This is a genomic window from Pseudoalteromonas sp. 2CM39R (genome assembly GCF_023161845.1).
Genome location: NZ_JALNTM010000007.1, coordinates 31,545 through 45,993 on the forward strand (window position 1 = coordinate 31,545; position 14,449 = coordinate 45,993).

Here is a 14,449-nt window from a genome sequence, read left to right on the forward strand (position 1 = left end):
AATTTATCGCGTTCACCAAAGCGCATGGTGTAATGTTATGCTTTTGAGACTTTATTTATTAGCGAGAGTAAGTGGTCAACATGCTCACCTGCTTCTATTTGTTGGCTGGTTTGCACAATAAGTTGCTCATGGCTAATATCGTTATTGGTCTTAAGCTGAATTAGATTGTGGTTTTCTGCCACAGAACTGGTATGTTCAATACCGGCAATGGCAAAATGGTCTGACTTTTCAAGTCCGGCCATTACCTGATCAATACTGCCCACTTTAATAGTTGATACTTTATTTAATGAGTCTATTACTTCATTAAGCATTGATTGCACTTGTTTTGACTGTGAAAAACAACTGAACATTGGATAACTTTCGAGTTCTTTTTTACTAATATCGCTTTTATTTGCTAAAGGATGTTGTTTTGAACAAAATAAAATAAGCTGATCAGGTAATTGTATGTCGCTACCAATGCTATTGACTATTTGCGAGCATACACTAATGTCAATTTCACCCTGAAGTAACTTTCTATGAAGCTCAGTTTTGTTTTGTAGCTGCATTTCGATTTTAATATGCGGGTATTGGCTTAAAAATTCACCGCAGGTAATTGGTACTATGCTGCTGGTTGTTGTGGTGTAACCAATAACCAATTTTTTCTCTTCAGTGCCATTAATTGACTGAAAAGCGCGATGTTTTATTTGCTCTAGCTCATTGAGGGTATTTTTTGCAAAGTCGAGGAAAAGTTCGCCTGCTTGAGTTAATTTAACCGAGCGAGTAGAGCGGGTAACAAGTTCGTAGCCAAGCTCTGTTTCAAGAGTTTGAATACTACGAGTTAACGCAGATGTGCTAATTTGGGTTTGTTCTGCAGCTTGCCTAAAATGACGAAGTAGGCCAAGCGCTACAAACTGTTCTAATTGTTCAAATCTCACTATATAGTCCTTTTTTATAGGTAAGCTAGGGGAATTGCAGATTAAAGACTGACTTTATATCCCTACAGATCAGTTGAAATAATGTTTTTAACCACCTCCTTAGATTAACTTTCTTTTCATCGTATTTAAAGAGAATAGTTGCTAAAAGTTGTTATACCTTTGGGTAATGTTAAATAACTGTAGGGTTTTATTATTGACCAAGTTTATGCAATTTTATAACAGCTTCTTAAAGTCTCGGTTTGTTAATTACTGTTTTTGCTTTTAGGGTTGGGCTCAATAAAATTTTTACTTACTCGGTTACTTAAAGGCTTATTTTCAATGTTTTGCAATTCAATTTCTATGGCATCACAAGAGATGTGAATTTCAAATAATGAAGTAAGCAAAGATAAGCTTAAGCAACTTAAACTGACACCAAATAAAATAATGCCCATGGTATTAAATTCTATAAATAATGCGAACATAGATAGCGTACATAATAAAAAAGCAGCCACTCCGTATACTTGCATGGTTCTTATTAATTTTATTCGCTTTCTAAGGTTGGTTATTTGCGCCACCACGACAGGACGAATAGATTCCCCTTCACGTGCATTCAGTTCTCGTATTAGTTGCGCTAGCACTAAAAATCGGTTTGTATAGGCGAGTAACAACAACGAGATTGCTGGAAAAAGTAAACCTGGAGTAGTTAGCGTCATAATGTGTCCTTAAATCATATTATTTGCTTTAGGTTACGCAGGCAAATTGTACACATAAAGTAAATGAGGTGGATATTGCAAAATATTAATAATAGCGATTCAAATATAACATCATTTGATTGGGTTACGCTTTATAACGCAGAAAATAGTTTAGAGGCCAATATAATAAAAGGATTGATTCTGAATGCGGGAATTGAGTGTCAAATTAAAGGCGAAATGCTGCAAGGTGCAATGGGCGAGATCCCGTTTGAGCAAACACAAGTAAGTGTGCAGGTTTATGCGATAAAAGAGCGCCATGCACGCGAAATATTGGTAAACTATCAGCAAGTAAAACAATCCGCTCCAGATTGGGTGTGCCCTAACTGTAATGAGCATAATGGATCAACATTTGATTTTTGTTGGTCATGTGGGACTTTAAAGAATGACAAAAGCGAATAATTTTCAGCGTATTAGAGAGTTAAATTACCTGCAAAAAGCGGTATTGGCCAGTGCGTTAATAGAGCGTATGTTGCCTAATTATGGACTATTTAGTGAGGCTACCGGTTTTGGCGATGAGGTTATTTTACGTAATGCTTTAAATGTATGTTGGGAAAAGATACTGCTTCCTAAAAGTAAGATTGATTTAGAAAAGCAAGTCGAAAAAATTGAACCTAATGTACCTGAACTTGCTGATTTTGATATGTTTGGCACTTACCCTGCCATTGACGCTGCCACCTCATTATTGAGCTTAATGCATGGCCTTTTAGCACAAGACGAGCAAGAATTTGTTAATGTGAGTAAAATATCGCAGGCAACTGTGGCTCGCTTTATTGAGTATCAAATGACGGTTGAAGGGGATGTTGCTGATAATAAAGCAGTGCGTGAACACCCACTAATGCAATACGAAATAGAGGTATTAGGTGAACTAATTGATTTTGTAGAAGCTATGGGGCGTATTACTGCTGAAAATGTAAAAGCATTGAAAAAGCATGTCCTTGCTGATGGCCAAACTAACATTGGTTTAGCACTTTAAGTTATTTGTTTTAAACACCTTGTTAGGTGGCAGGAGAATTAACAATGCGAATTTTAGGCATTGAATCATCATGCGATGAAACTGGTATTGCTATTTATGATGATGAAAAAGGGCTACTGGCTCATCAATTATATAGCCAAGTAAAAGTACATGCTGATTACGGTGGTGTGGTACCTGAGCTTGCATCTCGCGATCATGTACGTAAAACATTGCCGCTTATTGATGCGGCATTTGCACAAGCTGGCTGTGGACCTGAAGATTTAGACGGTATTGCCTACACGGCAGGACCAGGTTTAGTAGGGGCTTTGTTAGTAGGTACCTCAATTGGTCGCTCTTTAGCGTATGGTTGGGATATTCCTGCGGTGGCAGTGCATCACATGGAAGGGCATTTATTAGCGCCAATGCTTGAGGAAAACGTTCCCGAATTTCCATTTATTGCTTTACTCGTATCTGGCGGTCATACCATGATGGTAAAGGTTGCGGGCATTGGCCAATACGAAGTATTGGGTGAGTCGGTAGATGACGCTGCAGGTGAAGCATTTGATAAAACTGCTAAATTACTTGGGCTTGATTACCCTGGCGGTCCTCGTTTAGCTAAAATGGCTGAGCAAGGTGTTGCCAAACGGTTTGTTTTTCCGCGCCCAATGACTGATAAGCCTGGTCTTGATTTTAGCTTTAGTGGCCTAAAAACCGCCGCTTCGATTGCTATTCGTGAAAATGATAGTGACGAGCAAACTAAAGCTGATATTGCCCATGCATTTCAAACAGCTGTTATAGATACTTTAGTGATTAAGTGTAAGCGAGCACTAAAACAAACGGGTATTAAACGTTTAGTAATAGCCGGTGGTGTAAGTGCTAATACGCAACTACGTTTGCAACTAGAGCGTGTGATGCAAGGTATGAAGGGCGAAGTGTATTACCCACGCACTGAGTTTTGTACCGACAATGGCGCAATGATTGCTTATGCTGGTATGCAGCGTTTAAAAGCGGGACAGTTTGCTTCGCTTGATATGAAAACTAAACCGCGTTGGCCAATCGATAGCCTAGAAGCAATATAGTTAACCAGAACCTAGGTTAGTTATTACTTCTTATCATTTGTAGGGGCTTGTTTAGTCCCTACTTTTGGTTCTTCACCCTTAAATAGACGCACAATATTAGTGCGATGCCTAATAATGATCAGTAGCGTAATAAAGGTCACGGGTAAGGTATATAGCGGCTTTATCCACCATGTATATAAAGGCGCTAGCGTCACAGCTACTAACGCTGCAAGGGATGAGTAGCGGGTAATCGCGACAATAATCAGCCAAGTACCAATCAATAACCCACCTAAAGAGAGCCCTATCGGCAGTAACGAGCCAAATGCTGTTGCGACCGCTTTACCCCCTTTAAAACTAAAAAATAATGGGTACATGTGCCCTAAACATGCTGCAACCGCAATTAAACCAAGCTCTAGCGGCTCAAGTTTTAAAAAGTAAGCGCCCCAAACAGGGATAGTGCCCTTTAAAATATCAAATATTAAAACTAAGCATGCGGGGAGAGCGCCGCCTAAACGGTAGACATTGGTTGCTCCTGGGTTATTGGAGCCATTTGTGCGTGGATCGGGAAGTTTGAATAGCCGCGACACTAAAATGGCCGATGAAATCGAGCCGAGCAAATAGGCTAATACAAACATTAAAATGACTAACACGCGCTTCCTTATTTTTTAATCATTACTTTTAAGCTATTATTGGCGTCAAAATTTACGGGCTTCTTAAATTACTCGCAATTTTGTAACTATTCTATTGTAGAAGTAATTTTAGTATATTTAAACACTGATTAAAGTATATACAGTATTAATTTGATTGATACAATATGTAATTAACTCAGTGACTTGTTACAGTCATTTGGAGTATCAATGGACAAGGTATTTATATCACAATTGCATGTCGAAACGATTATCGGGGTGTATGATTTTGAAAAGAAAAGTAAACAAAGCCTGTACTTTGATATTGAGATGCTAAGCGACATTAAGCCCGCAGCACAAAACGACGATATTAACTTAGCATTAGATTACGCTAAGGTGAGTGAGCGAGTTATCGAGCACAGCACTGCTAAACCAGTCGAGCTTTTAGAAACGCTGGTGGAGCAATTAGCGCAAATTATCTTAACCGAATATGATACTCCTCAAGTAACAATAAAAGTTAGCAAGCCTGCTGCAGTTCCACAAGCGCAAACAGTGGGTGTAGAGATTACGCGCATTAAGGCTACGGCTTAAATGGCGCAGATATTTATTAGCCTAGGGTCAAACATTAATAAAGCTGAGCATATTCGGCGTGCTCTAGTGGCGTTAAATCAGCACTTTGAAAACACACATCACTCATCAGTATTTGAAAGTGAAGCTGTGGGTTTTGCCGGTAATAACTTTTATAACTCAGTGCTTGCCGCCACCACTAACATGGCGCTGGTTGATGTGTGCGCGTTATTAAAACAAATTGAACGCGACAATGGCCGCCAAGCAAATGATAAAAAATTTAGCCCACGTACTTTGGATCTCGACTTACTCTTTTATGATGATGTGATTTGCGAGAGCCCAGCACAATTACCGCGTGACGAAATTACTAAAAACGCCTTTGTTTTACAGCCTTTAGCTGAGGTGGCCCCTGATTTTTATCATCCGGTAGCAAAACAAACGATTGCCCAAATATGGAATGCATATAACAACCCTCAACAAAAACTATGGAAGGTGGAGTTTTCTAACCCATGAGTATTATAGAAATAATTGTTTTAGCCCTAATTCAGGGATTTACTGAGTTTTTACCTATATCGAGTTCGGCACACTTAATTTTACCATCACAAATTTTAGGCTGGGAGGATCAAGGGTTAGCGTTCGATGTTGCTGTTCACGTAGGCACTTTAATTGCGGTTGTTATTTATTTCCGTAAAGAAGTAGCCGATATACTCGGTGCTTGGTTTAAATCGTTTGGCGTGCAGGGCACAACAGATGATAGCAAACTAGGTTGGTGGATCATTTTAGGTACTGTGCCAGCAGCTATTTTAGGCTTGTTGTTAAAAGATTTTGTTGAACTGTATTTACGCAGTGCATGGGTGATTGCGACCACAACAATCGTATTTGGTCTATTGCTTTGGTACGCAGATGCCAAAGGTAAGCAAATAAAAACAATCTATCAGCTAAACTGGAAAACGGCCCTCATTATTGGCTTTGCACAGGCCGTTGCAATGATCCCTGGCACTTCACGTTCAGGTATTACCATGACAGCGGGTTTAATGTTAGGTATGAACAAACAAAGTGCAGCGCGCTTTTCGTTTTTATTAGCTATTCCAATCATTTCTATGATGGGTCTTTATTATACTGCAGAGCTTGCCCTTGGCGATCATATCGTAGATTGGACGGCATTATTGTTAGGTGTAGTGCTGTCGTTTTTATCAGCTTATGCTTGTATTTTTATGTTTTTAAAAGTAATTGAGCGAATGGGAATGCTACCATTTGTTATTTATCGTTTATTATTAGGTGTCGGTTTAATATTCTTTTTAATGCTATAAGCTATTAATCTTCAGGAAAGCCTCCCTCTTTGGGAGGCTTTTTTATTTGCGCCAAGGGTTAATGGTAACTTAAGCTAAATTTTGGCATTATAGCGCCATTAAATTTTGCCCTAGAGCAAACTCCGCGCAGGATGAAAGGATAGTAAATGCATATACATATTTTGGGTATTTGTGGCACATTTATGGGTGGTATTGCCGCTATAGCTAAATCATTGGGTCACCACGTTACTGGGTCAGATCAAAACGTTTACCCACCAATGAGTACTCAGTTACAAGAACTGGGTATTGAACTAACACAGGGCTATGACGTATCTCAACTAGAGCCAGCTCCAGACATGGTTGTTATTGGTAATGCTATGAGCCGTGGTAACCCGTGTGTTGAATATGTACTCGATAAGAGCCTGCCTTATACTTCAGGACCTGAGTGGCTAAAACGTAACTTATTACAAGATTCATGGGTGCTGGCTGTGGCAGGAACTCATGGTAAAACAACCACCGCCAGTATGTTGGCGTGGATACTTGAATATGCGGGTTTAAAACCGGGCTTTTTAATTGGCGGAATTGTACAAAACTTTGGTCTTTCTGCGCGAGTTGGGCAAACGCCATTTTTTGTTATAGAAGCCGATGAGTACGACACGGCCTTTTTTGATAAACGCAGTAAGTTTGTTCATTATTTACCTCGAACACTTATTTTAAATAATCTTGAATTTGATCATGCTGATATTTTTGAAGATTTAAACGCAATTAAAAAACAATTTCACCATTTGATACGTACACTACCGCAAAGCGGCAAAGTGCTTTGGCCAAAAAATGATGAAGCACTGAGCGATGTCATTGCAAAAGGGTTGTGGAGCGAGAGCGAAACATTAGGTGATGATTGGAGTTATGAATTACTCAAAGCCGATGGTTCTCAATTTAATGTTTTACTAAATAGGCAGTTACAAGGCGTTGTTAGCTGGCAAGCGATTGGTGAGCATAACGTTAAAAATGCCATGATGGCTATTGCAGCAGCACGCCATGTGGGAATTGCAATAGAACACAGTATTGAAGCTTTGAGTGAATTTATAAGCCCAAAAAGGCGAATGGAGCTTAAAGCAGATATTAATCATATTAAAGTGTATGACGATTTTGCCCATCACCCAACGGCAATACAAACAACACTTGCGGGGCTGCGTGCTAAAGTGGGGGATGAAAAAATTATTGCGATTTTAGAGCCGCGCTCTAACACCATGAAAATGGGAGTGCATCAATTTACACTTCTCGATTCACTTCGCGATGCAGATGATGTGCTGTTATTTGAACCAGAAAATTTAAACTGGTCACTTAAAGAGCAAGCTGACAAAGCGGGTATGCAGTGCTTTGATTCTACAACCGCTATTATTGATACAGTGCTTGAGAATGTTGAGCCAAATCAACATGTTTTAATTATGAGTAATGGTGGTTTTAATGGTCTTCATCAGCAACTTGTTGATGGTTTGACCGATAAATACAGCGGAGAATAATGTGCAATTTAAAGATACAATTACCTTAGCATTTAGTGGCGCATCAGGCGCACCATATGGGTTAAGGCTGTTGGAAGTGTTACTTGAACAACAATTTCAAGTGTATGTGCTTATCTCAAGTGCCGCGCGCGTAGTTTTTGATACCGAGTCCAATATAAAGCTATCAGGGAATGAAGATAAAGCTACCGAGCAGTTAAGTGCATTATTTAACGCCAAGCCTGAACAATTAAAGGTATTTGGCAAAGATAACTGGTTCAGTCCGGTGGCTTCGGGCTCAGCAGCACCGAAAAAAATGATAGTATGTCCATGTAGTGCCGGGTCAGTGTCTGCGATTGCAATCGGCGCATCAGATAACTTATTAGAGCGCGCTGCCGATGTGGTGATAAAAGAGCGAGGTCAACTTATTTTAGTGCCACGCGAAACCCCGTTTAGCGAAATTCACTTGGAAAATATGCTCAAATTGTCGCGTTTAGGGGTCACTATCATGCCCGCTGCTCCTGGGTTTTATCATCAACCACAAAGTATAGAAGACTTAGTTGATTTTATGGTGGCGCGAATTTTAGATCATTTAAATATTGAACATAATCTCACAAAGCGCTGGGGTTATGGTGAGGGTAAGAAATGAATAAGCAAAATATTGCTTTAAATATTGAAGGCCTTACCAAGGTTTACAAAAATGGGGTAGAGGCAGTAAAAGGCATTGATTTACAAGTGCATGAAGGTGACTTTTTTGCACTACTTGGTCCAAATGGGGCAGGCAAATCAACCACTATTGGGGTGATATCTTCTTTGGTTAATAAGACCAAAGGTAAAGTTGAAGTATTTGGTCATGATATTGATACCGACCTAGAAGCAGCGAAAGCTAACTTAGGTTTAGTGCCACAAGAGTTTAACTTTAGCCAGTTTGAAACCCTAAGCCAAATACTCGTTAATCAAGCAGGTTACTACGGTGTACCGCGCGGCGAAGCGCACAAACGTGCTGACAAGTACTTAGCACAACTTGGGCTACTTGAGAAAAAAGATAAGCAAGCGCGTACCCTTTCTGGTGGTATGAAGCGTCGCTTGATGATTGCACGCGCCTTAATGCATGAACCAAAGTTACTTATTTTAGACGAACCAACAGCGGGCGTTGATATAGAGCTGCGCCGCTCAATGTGGGAGTTTTTAAGACAAATCAACGAACAAGGTGTGACCATTATTTTAACCACTCATTACCTTGAAGAAGCCGAATTACTGTGTAAAAACATCGCTATTATTGATACCGGTCGCATAGTTGAAAACACCACTATAAAAGCTTTATTGGCTAAATTAGACAAAGAAACCTTTGTACTGGATTTAAAGCAGCCTACCAATCCAGTGACGCTTGAAGGTTATAATTTTACCATGACTGATGAGCACACCATTGAAGTTGAAGTGGCTAAATCACAAGGGCTTAATGCTGTATTTAGTGCGTTAACCGAACAAGGTAATACTGTGCTAAGCATGCGTAATAAAGCAAATCGATTAGAAGAATTATTTGTAGGTTTATTAGAGCAAGGGCGGGGCGAATAAATGTTTAAATATGGCGTAGCCTTAAAAAGTATTTGGATTAAAGAGTGTATTCGCTTTTTGCGTATTTGGGTGCAAACCTTAGTGCCGCCAGCGATTACTATGAGCTTATATTTTGTTATTTTTGGGAACTTAATAGGCTCGCGTATTGGCGATATGGGCGGCTTTAGTTACATGGAGTTTATTGTTCCTGGCCTTATTATGATGTCAGTTATAACAAACTCTTACTCGAATGTAGCTTCAAGCTTTTACTCAACTAAGTTTCAAAAAAGTATTGAAGAGTTATTGGTTGCACCTGTGCCTAATTACATCATTGTGTTGGGTTATATGGGCGGAGGCATGACCCGTGGCATTATGGTTGGCTTTATCGTAACGTGCGTTTCTTTATTTTTTGTAGATATACAAATACATAATATTTTTGTGATTATGGCCACTGTTATTCTTACCTCGGCGGTGTTTGCCTTGGGCGGGTTAATCAACGCTATTTATGCAAACAGCTTTGATGACATAAGTATTATTCCGACCTTTATTTTAACGCCTCTAACTTATTTAGGCGGGGTGTTTTACTCAATCACTTTACTGCCTGATTTTTGGCAGATGGTATCGCAAATAAATCCGATCATTTATATGGTTAACGCATTCAGATACGGATTTTTAGGTGTTTCTGATGTTGATTTAACAGTTGCGATTGCGGTGTTGTTGGTGTTTATCAGCGTATTATTTACTTTAGCACTGACGCTAATTAAAAAAGGTGTGGGGTTAAGACACTAATGAGCGATGCAAATTCACGTAGTATTGTATCTAATCAAGCGGGACTTCATGAAAAGCTTGATGAAATAGTTAATAAACACTTACAAGCCGAGTTTAAAAAGCCAATTGCAGCGCATACTCAAACCGCATTTGATGAAGTTAATGCTAAGGTACAAGCCTTTGATGGACCGCTTATTTTAGACTCCTGTTGTGGCGTTGGCGAAAGCACTGCTAATTTAGCGAAACGTCATCCTGATGCGTTAGTTGTGGGCATTGATAAGTCATCTCACCGACTTGATAAGCATGATGTTGAGTATAAACAAACTGAGAGTGGTCAATACATTTTGGTGCAAGCTGACTTAAATGATTTTTGGCGTTTAGCTGTCGCTGCTAATTGGCGGCCTACTCATCACTATTTGCTATATCCAAACCCGTGGCCTAAGTCTAAGCACATTCAGCGGCGCTGGCATGGGGCGGCTATCTTCCCCTTTATTGTTAAATTAGGTGGTTTGCTTGAAGTGCGCAGTAACTGGGATATCTATGTTAAAGAGTTTGCCAGAGCGCTCGAGTTAGCTGGGTATCCTTGTCAAACCGCGCTGTTTGAATCAGACGAAGCAATTACTCCTTTTGAGCGTAAGTACTGGGCCAGTGGTCAGCAAAGCCACCGACTAGCCATTAAAATTAATAACTAATTCATTGCTTTTTTAAAGTCAGTAACATGTGGCGTTGGTTTGCCAAGGAAACTACCTTGCATCAGCGTCACATTTAGTTGGCTGAGTAACTCTGCAACCGTATTACTTTCTACCGCTTCAACAACAAATTCAAGTTCAAGCTGCTGGGCTATATCAGTGATGTAGGATATAAATAGCGACGTATTTGCATCATTTAATAGCTGCTTTGTGATTGCACCATCGAGTTTTATACCATCAACCTCCACTTTTAAAGTATTAAGAGTATTAATAAACTCATTACCCCAGCAGTGCATCACCACCTTTGCCCCCTTACTTTTTACCATTGCGATAAATGACTTTATTTCATAGTAATGTGAAATAACCTGCGACTCTAAAATTGAAATAGTAATGTTTTCAGGATTAGGGTAGCGATGAAGCTCATACGCAATATGATCATAAATAGTGGGATCTGCAATGTTTTCAGCGCACAGAGTTAACTCCCAACAAATTGCTGATTTACGAAAACGTGAAACACATTGAGTAAACAGGGCATGGGTTAACATGCCATTCATACGCAGTCTATTTAGTGCATTTGCAAAGGTATCAGGGGTTAAAATCTCCCCTTGTGAAGTGACTATTCTCGGTGAGCAATCATACCTAATAACTTCATCGGTATGAGTATTTATAACCGGCTGAAAGTAAGGAACAACACGATGAGCATCAAATGCTTCACGAATTTCTTTTGCTATTTCAACATTATATAAATATAGAGATTTAGCGTCATTAATTGCCTCACAGTAGTTAACTATGCTCTGATCGCCCTGCTTAGATTGCAGTAACGCAATATGAGCATTCTTAAGCAGTAATGACTTATTGCCTCTAGCTACACCAGCGTTAAGTGTAATATAAATAAAAGGCTGATTTAAAAACGGTATATTTTTATTATGCGATTGTATGATGCTATATAGCTCATCAAAGGGAGTTTCTTTATCAGTCAAAATAGCGAGTTTATTAGTTGCAATACGATAAATACGTGCGTGCAAACGGGCTTGCTGCTTAAAGTGAGTGAGCAGTTTTTTCATCACTTCATCGGCTGTTTTTGTGCCAAAAAAACGGCTGATATTATCAATTTCGTTCACTAAAATAATCGCAATTTGTAAATGATGTTCATTGCTTTTTTTTAGCCGTTTTTCTAAGGCAATATGATTTTCGAATCCGCTTGCATGGTCGCTCATTAATGAACGACGTACTCCATAGTAATAAAGAGTATAAACTATTAATAAAATAATAATTACGCAGCAAAAATGAAACATAGATTGATATAAGTCTGTTTTTAACGCATTGCTAATTTTATCAACGCTAATATCTGCAGCTGTAATATAGGTTCTGCCATTTTTTGCCAGATGAGGAATATATACTGTTTTAGAATGGCCGCGATGCGCTGTTGAGGTTTCAAAAATAGGGGCCGTTGATAAAAATGCAGCCATAGTTATTGGCGTGGCTTCGGGATAAAGATCTAAAAACTGAGTAACTTTACCGTTATTTTGATCATCTTGAGTGTAGCTAGAGGCAGTAAAATAAACATTCTCATCAATCAGTACCATTGAATATAAATAATCTATATTTAAATCATTGGCCAATGCCGAAAGCTGGTCGGCTTTATTTTGATAGCTTGAAAAGCTAATTTCTTGCGCTACTTTATCGTGATAATCACTACCTAAAATGTACTTTACGCTGGTGGCTGCATTTAATAAACGATTATCAATGCTGCGTATAACATCATTATTGATGGCAGTGTAGGTGTAGTAACTGTAAATTATTAAGCTGACTAAAAAAAAGACGGTACCGAGCGCCAACCGAGTTAATTTTAGATTTCCTTTTAGCATGTAACATCCTTATTTTTTGTTAGATTTATTATACTTAAAAATTATAAATGCCCAATATTTTAATTACCCTTTGTACTAAATATAAAAAATAGTGAAATGTTATCTATTTTGTATTGTCTTTTATGGCTTAAAACGAGACATTTTTGTCATATTGCAGTAAAGTTAGCGCAATTTTTTAGAAATGCCGTTGCTTAAAAACACCTTAAATTAGCGTGTTTTACAAACTAACAGGTGTTTTAGTCACACACTAGGTATGAAGATGGATCAAAAGCGTTGTGCCGTCGCCTCTAAAGAAAGCCTCAAACGGATATTTACCGTTCCAGAGGCCCCTGACTCAACTTTGAGCAAAATAGAGCTTGAAATTTCGAGTAATTTAGCAGGTTTCTTAAACGAAAATATCGCGGCAATTGAAAAACCATTACATGAAATAGAAAAAGATTTTCAATCGGCGGCTATCCCTGAAGAGCCAACGTTTGTGTCTTGCTATGCCCAAGATATTATGGAACAGCTGGTTGCTCATTCTGTACATACCGCAGCGCCAAGCTTTATTGGTCACATGACATCTGCTCTGCCACATTTTTTACTGCCGTTATCGAAATTAATGGTCGGGCTAAATCAAAACCTTGTAAAAATAGAAACCTCAAAAGCGTTTACCCCATTAGAGCGTCAAGTTTTAGGAATGATGCATCATTTAGCTTATGGACAAAATGATGGCTTTTATTCTAAATGGATGCACAGTGCAAAAACCTCTTTAGGAGCATTTTGCTCTGGTGGCACAGTAGCTAACATTACAGCACTTTGGATTGCCCGCAACCGCTTATTAAAAACAGATGGCAACTTTAAAGGCATTGCTGCGCAGGGTTTAGTGGCGGGAATGCTTCATTATGGTTACAAAGGGCTGGCAGTTTTAATCTCTGAACGAGGTCACTACTCGTTAGGCAAATCGGTTGATTTATTAGGTATTGGCCGTGAGAATTTAATTGGTATTAAAACATCGGCTGATAATAAAGTTGATGTAGATGCTATGCGAGAAAAAGCGCTAGAGCTTGAAGCGCAAGGCATTAAAGTGATGGCAATTATTGGTGTAGCCGGAACGACTGAAACTGGTAATATCGATCCACTTGAAGACATGGCTAATTTAGCACAAGAGATTAATTGCCACTTTCATGTTGATGCGGCGTGGGGCGGAGCTACTTTACTCTCTAATACCCATAGGCACCTTTTAAAAGGTATTGAGCATGCAGATTCAATCACTATTGATGCGCATAAACAAATGTATGTACCGATGGGAGCAGGTTTGGTGCTGTTTAAAGACCCTGCTGCAACTGATGCCATAGAGCATCATGCTGAATATATTTTACGTAAAGGCTCTAAAGATTTAGGCAGCCATACCCTTGAGGGGAGCCGCCCTGGTATGGCGATGTTAGTGCATGCTTGCTTACGTGTTATTGGTCGTAAAGGCTACGAAATGCTTATCGATCGCAGTATTAAAAAAGCCCGTTACTTTGCTGATTTGATAAAAGCAGATGAAGACTTTGAATTAATATCAGAACCTGAGCTATGTTTGCTAACTTATCGTTATGTCCCTAAGCAAATTAAAAATGCGATAGCACAGGCCGACGCACAAACCCGTTTAGATATCTTTGCCGCGCTTAATCGTTTTACTGCAAGCATGCAAAAACGTCAACGTGAATCAGGTCGCTCGTTTGTATCGCGTACACGTTTAACGCCAGTTCAATATGATAACCAACCAACCGTAGTATTTAGAGTGGTGCTTGCGAATCCGCTTACATCAGGTGCAATATTAAAAGAGATATTAGAAGAGCAGAAAGAACTAGCTCAAACCGACCCTGTATTTAAAAAGTATTTACGAAAATATATGTAACCATAAATGCTATAAAAAAGACGCTTAATAGCGTCTTTTTTGTTACTGA

16 protein-coding genes are annotated in these 14,449 nt (G+C 39.1%); 12 read left to right on the forward strand and 4 right to left on the reverse strand.

The features are described from left to right. Positions 1 to 35 precede the first annotated feature (35 nt). Entirely contained in the window at positions 36 to 914 is an 879-nt protein-coding gene (locus MTF66_RS16505) for a LysR family transcriptional regulator (RefSeq protein ID WP_010391006.1), read from the reverse strand. A gap of 242 nt (positions 915 to 1,156) precedes the next feature. Next, positions 1,157 to 1,606, reverse strand: a complete 450-nt coding sequence (locus tag MTF66_RS16510; RefSeq protein ID WP_248527680.1) for a DUF2721 domain-containing protein — start codon at positions 1,604 to 1,606, stop codon at positions 1,157 to 1,159. A 63-nt stretch (positions 1,607 to 1,669) separates the two neighbouring features. Here MTF66_RS16510 and MTF66_RS16515 point away from each other — a divergent pair, with 63 nt between their 5' ends. The 3 genes from MTF66_RS16515 to tsaD are packed head-to-tail and all read left to right on the forward strand — an operon-like array spanning position 1,670 to position 3,676. After that, positions 1,670 to 2,044: a DUF2007 domain-containing protein gene (locus tag MTF66_RS16515; RefSeq protein ID WP_372239236.1), complete on the forward strand. Its 375-nt coding sequence runs from the start codon at positions 1,670 to 1,672 to the stop codon at positions 2,042 to 2,044. Further along, on the forward strand, positions 2,028 to 2,618 hold the full coding sequence (locus MTF66_RS16520) for a YjaG family protein (protein ID WP_008115608.1): 591 nt from the start codon (positions 2,028 to 2,030) through the stop codon (positions 2,616 to 2,618). The genes MTF66_RS16515 and MTF66_RS16520 overlap by 17 nt, the downstream gene beginning before the upstream one ends. A 44-nt stretch (positions 2,619 to 2,662) precedes the next feature. Then, positions 2,663 to 3,676: a tRNA (adenosine(37)-N6)-threonylcarbamoyltransferase complex transferase subunit TsaD gene (tsaD, locus tag MTF66_RS16525; protein WP_036979790.1), complete on the forward strand. Its 1,014-nt coding sequence runs from the start codon at positions 2,663 to 2,665 to the stop codon at positions 3,674 to 3,676. A 23-nt stretch (positions 3,677 to 3,699) separates the two neighbouring features. Here the strand turns inward: tsaD and plsY are convergent, their stop codons facing one another. Beyond that, positions 3,700 to 4,305 (reverse strand): glycerol-3-phosphate 1-O-acyltransferase PlsY, encoded by a 606-nt coding sequence (plsY, locus tag MTF66_RS16530; protein ID WP_010391012.1) that lies wholly within the window; start codon positions 4,303 to 4,305, stop codon positions 3,700 to 3,702. Positions 4,306 to 4,512: 207 nt separating this feature from the next. Between plsY and folB the strand changes: the two genes are divergently transcribed. The 8 genes from folB (at position 4,513) to MTF66_RS16570 (ending at position 10,650) form a co-directional block, all read left to right on the forward strand. Further along, entirely contained in the window at positions 4,513 to 4,872 is a 360-nt protein-coding gene (folB, locus tag MTF66_RS16535) for a dihydroneopterin aldolase (RefSeq protein WP_248527681.1), read from the forward strand. After that, a complete protein-coding gene (gene folK / locus MTF66_RS16540) occupies positions 4,873 to 5,361 on the forward strand; it encodes a 2-amino-4-hydroxy-6-hydroxymethyldihydropteridine diphosphokinase (protein ID WP_075170695.1) in 489 nt (162 codons plus the stop codon). Then, on the forward strand, positions 5,358 to 6,158 hold the full coding sequence (locus tag MTF66_RS16545; protein ID WP_010391016.1) for an undecaprenyl-diphosphate phosphatase: 801 nt from the start codon (positions 5,358 to 5,360) through the stop codon (positions 6,156 to 6,158). Before folK ends, MTF66_RS16545 begins: the two co-directional genes overlap by 4 nt. Positions 6,159 to 6,304: 146 nt before the next feature. Further along, the gene (mpl, locus tag MTF66_RS16550) at positions 6,305 to 7,660 is read left to right on the forward strand and encodes a UDP-N-acetylmuramate:L-alanyl-gamma-D-glutamyl-meso-diaminopimelate ligase (protein WP_248527682.1); all 1,356 of its coding nucleotides are present in this window, start codon (positions 6,305 to 6,307) and stop codon (positions 7,658 to 7,660) included. Between the two features lies 1 nt (position 7,661). Next, positions 7,662 to 8,285 (forward strand): flavin prenyltransferase UbiX, encoded by a 624-nt coding sequence (locus MTF66_RS16555; RefSeq protein WP_010391020.1) that lies wholly within the window; start codon positions 7,662 to 7,664, stop codon positions 8,283 to 8,285. Next, entirely contained in the window at positions 8,282 to 9,211 is a 930-nt protein-coding gene (locus MTF66_RS16560; RefSeq protein WP_198522353.1) for an ABC transporter ATP-binding protein, read from the forward strand. Before MTF66_RS16555 ends, MTF66_RS16560 begins: the two co-directional genes overlap by 4 nt. Then, positions 9,212 to 9,979, forward strand: a complete 768-nt coding sequence (locus tag MTF66_RS16565; RefSeq protein ID WP_036956753.1) for an ABC transporter permease — start codon at positions 9,212 to 9,214, stop codon at positions 9,977 to 9,979. Next, positions 9,979 to 10,650 (forward strand): tRNA (guanosine(46)-N(7))-methyltransferase TrmB, encoded by a 672-nt coding sequence (locus MTF66_RS16570; protein WP_248527683.1) that lies wholly within the window; start codon positions 9,979 to 9,981, stop codon positions 10,648 to 10,650. Before MTF66_RS16565 ends, MTF66_RS16570 begins: the two co-directional genes overlap by 1 nt. Here MTF66_RS16570 and MTF66_RS16575 read toward each other — a convergent pair. Then, complete coding sequence (locus MTF66_RS16575) at positions 10,647 to 12,515, reverse strand: GGDEF domain-containing protein (protein ID WP_248527684.1); 1,869 nt, start codon at positions 12,513 to 12,515, stop codon at positions 10,647 to 10,649. The genes MTF66_RS16570 and MTF66_RS16575 overlap by 4 nt on opposite strands. Positions 12,516 to 12,774: 259 nt before the next feature. On the opposite strand from MTF66_RS16575, the gene panP reads away from it, so the two are divergent. Continuing rightward, a complete protein-coding gene (panP, locus tag MTF66_RS16580) occupies positions 12,775 to 14,400 on the forward strand; it encodes a pyridoxal-dependent aspartate 1-decarboxylase PanP (RefSeq protein WP_248527685.1) in 1,626 nt (541 codons plus the stop codon). Positions 14,401 to 14,449: the final 49 nt, after the last annotated feature.

Coding starts and splice junctions, on each gene's coding strand:
- MTF66_RS16570 (WP_248527683.1), top strand. CDS start 9,979: ATGAGCGATGCAAATTCACGTAGTATTGTATCTAATCAAGCGGGACTT.
- MTF66_RS16545 (WP_010391016.1), top strand. CDS start 5,358: ATGAGTATTATAGAAATAATTGTTTTAGCCCTAATTCAGGGATTTACT.
- MTF66_RS16560 (WP_198522353.1), top strand. CDS start 8,282: ATGAATAAGCAAAATATTGCTTTAAATATTGAAGGCCTTACCAAGGTT.
- MTF66_RS16510 (WP_248527680.1), bottom strand. CDS start 1,606: ATGACGCTAACTACTCCAGGTTTACTTTTTCCAGCAATCTCGTTGTTG.
- MTF66_RS16515 (WP_372239236.1), top strand. CDS start 1,670: ATGAGGTGGATATTGCAAAATATTAATAATAGCGATTCAAATATAACA.
- tsaD (WP_036979790.1), top strand. CDS start 2,663: ATGCGAATTTTAGGCATTGAATCATCATGCGATGAAACTGGTATTGCT.
- MTF66_RS16520 (WP_008115608.1), top strand. CDS start 2,028: ATGACAAAAGCGAATAATTTTCAGCGTATTAGAGAGTTAAATTACCTG.
- folB (WP_248527681.1), top strand. CDS start 4,513: ATGGACAAGGTATTTATATCACAATTGCATGTCGAAACGATTATCGGG.
- mpl (WP_248527682.1), top strand. CDS start 6,305: ATGCATATACATATTTTGGGTATTTGTGGCACATTTATGGGTGGTATT.
- MTF66_RS16565 (WP_036956753.1), top strand. CDS start 9,212: ATGTTTAAATATGGCGTAGCCTTAAAAAGTATTTGGATTAAAGAGTGT.
- MTF66_RS16575 (WP_248527684.1), bottom strand. CDS start 12,515: ATGCTAAAAGGAAATCTAAAATTAACTCGGTTGGCGCTCGGTACCGTC.
- folK (WP_075170695.1), top strand. CDS start 4,873: ATGGCGCAGATATTTATTAGCCTAGGGTCAAACATTAATAAAGCTGAG.
- panP (WP_248527685.1), top strand. CDS start 12,775: ATGGATCAAAAGCGTTGTGCCGTCGCCTCTAAAGAAAGCCTCAAACGG.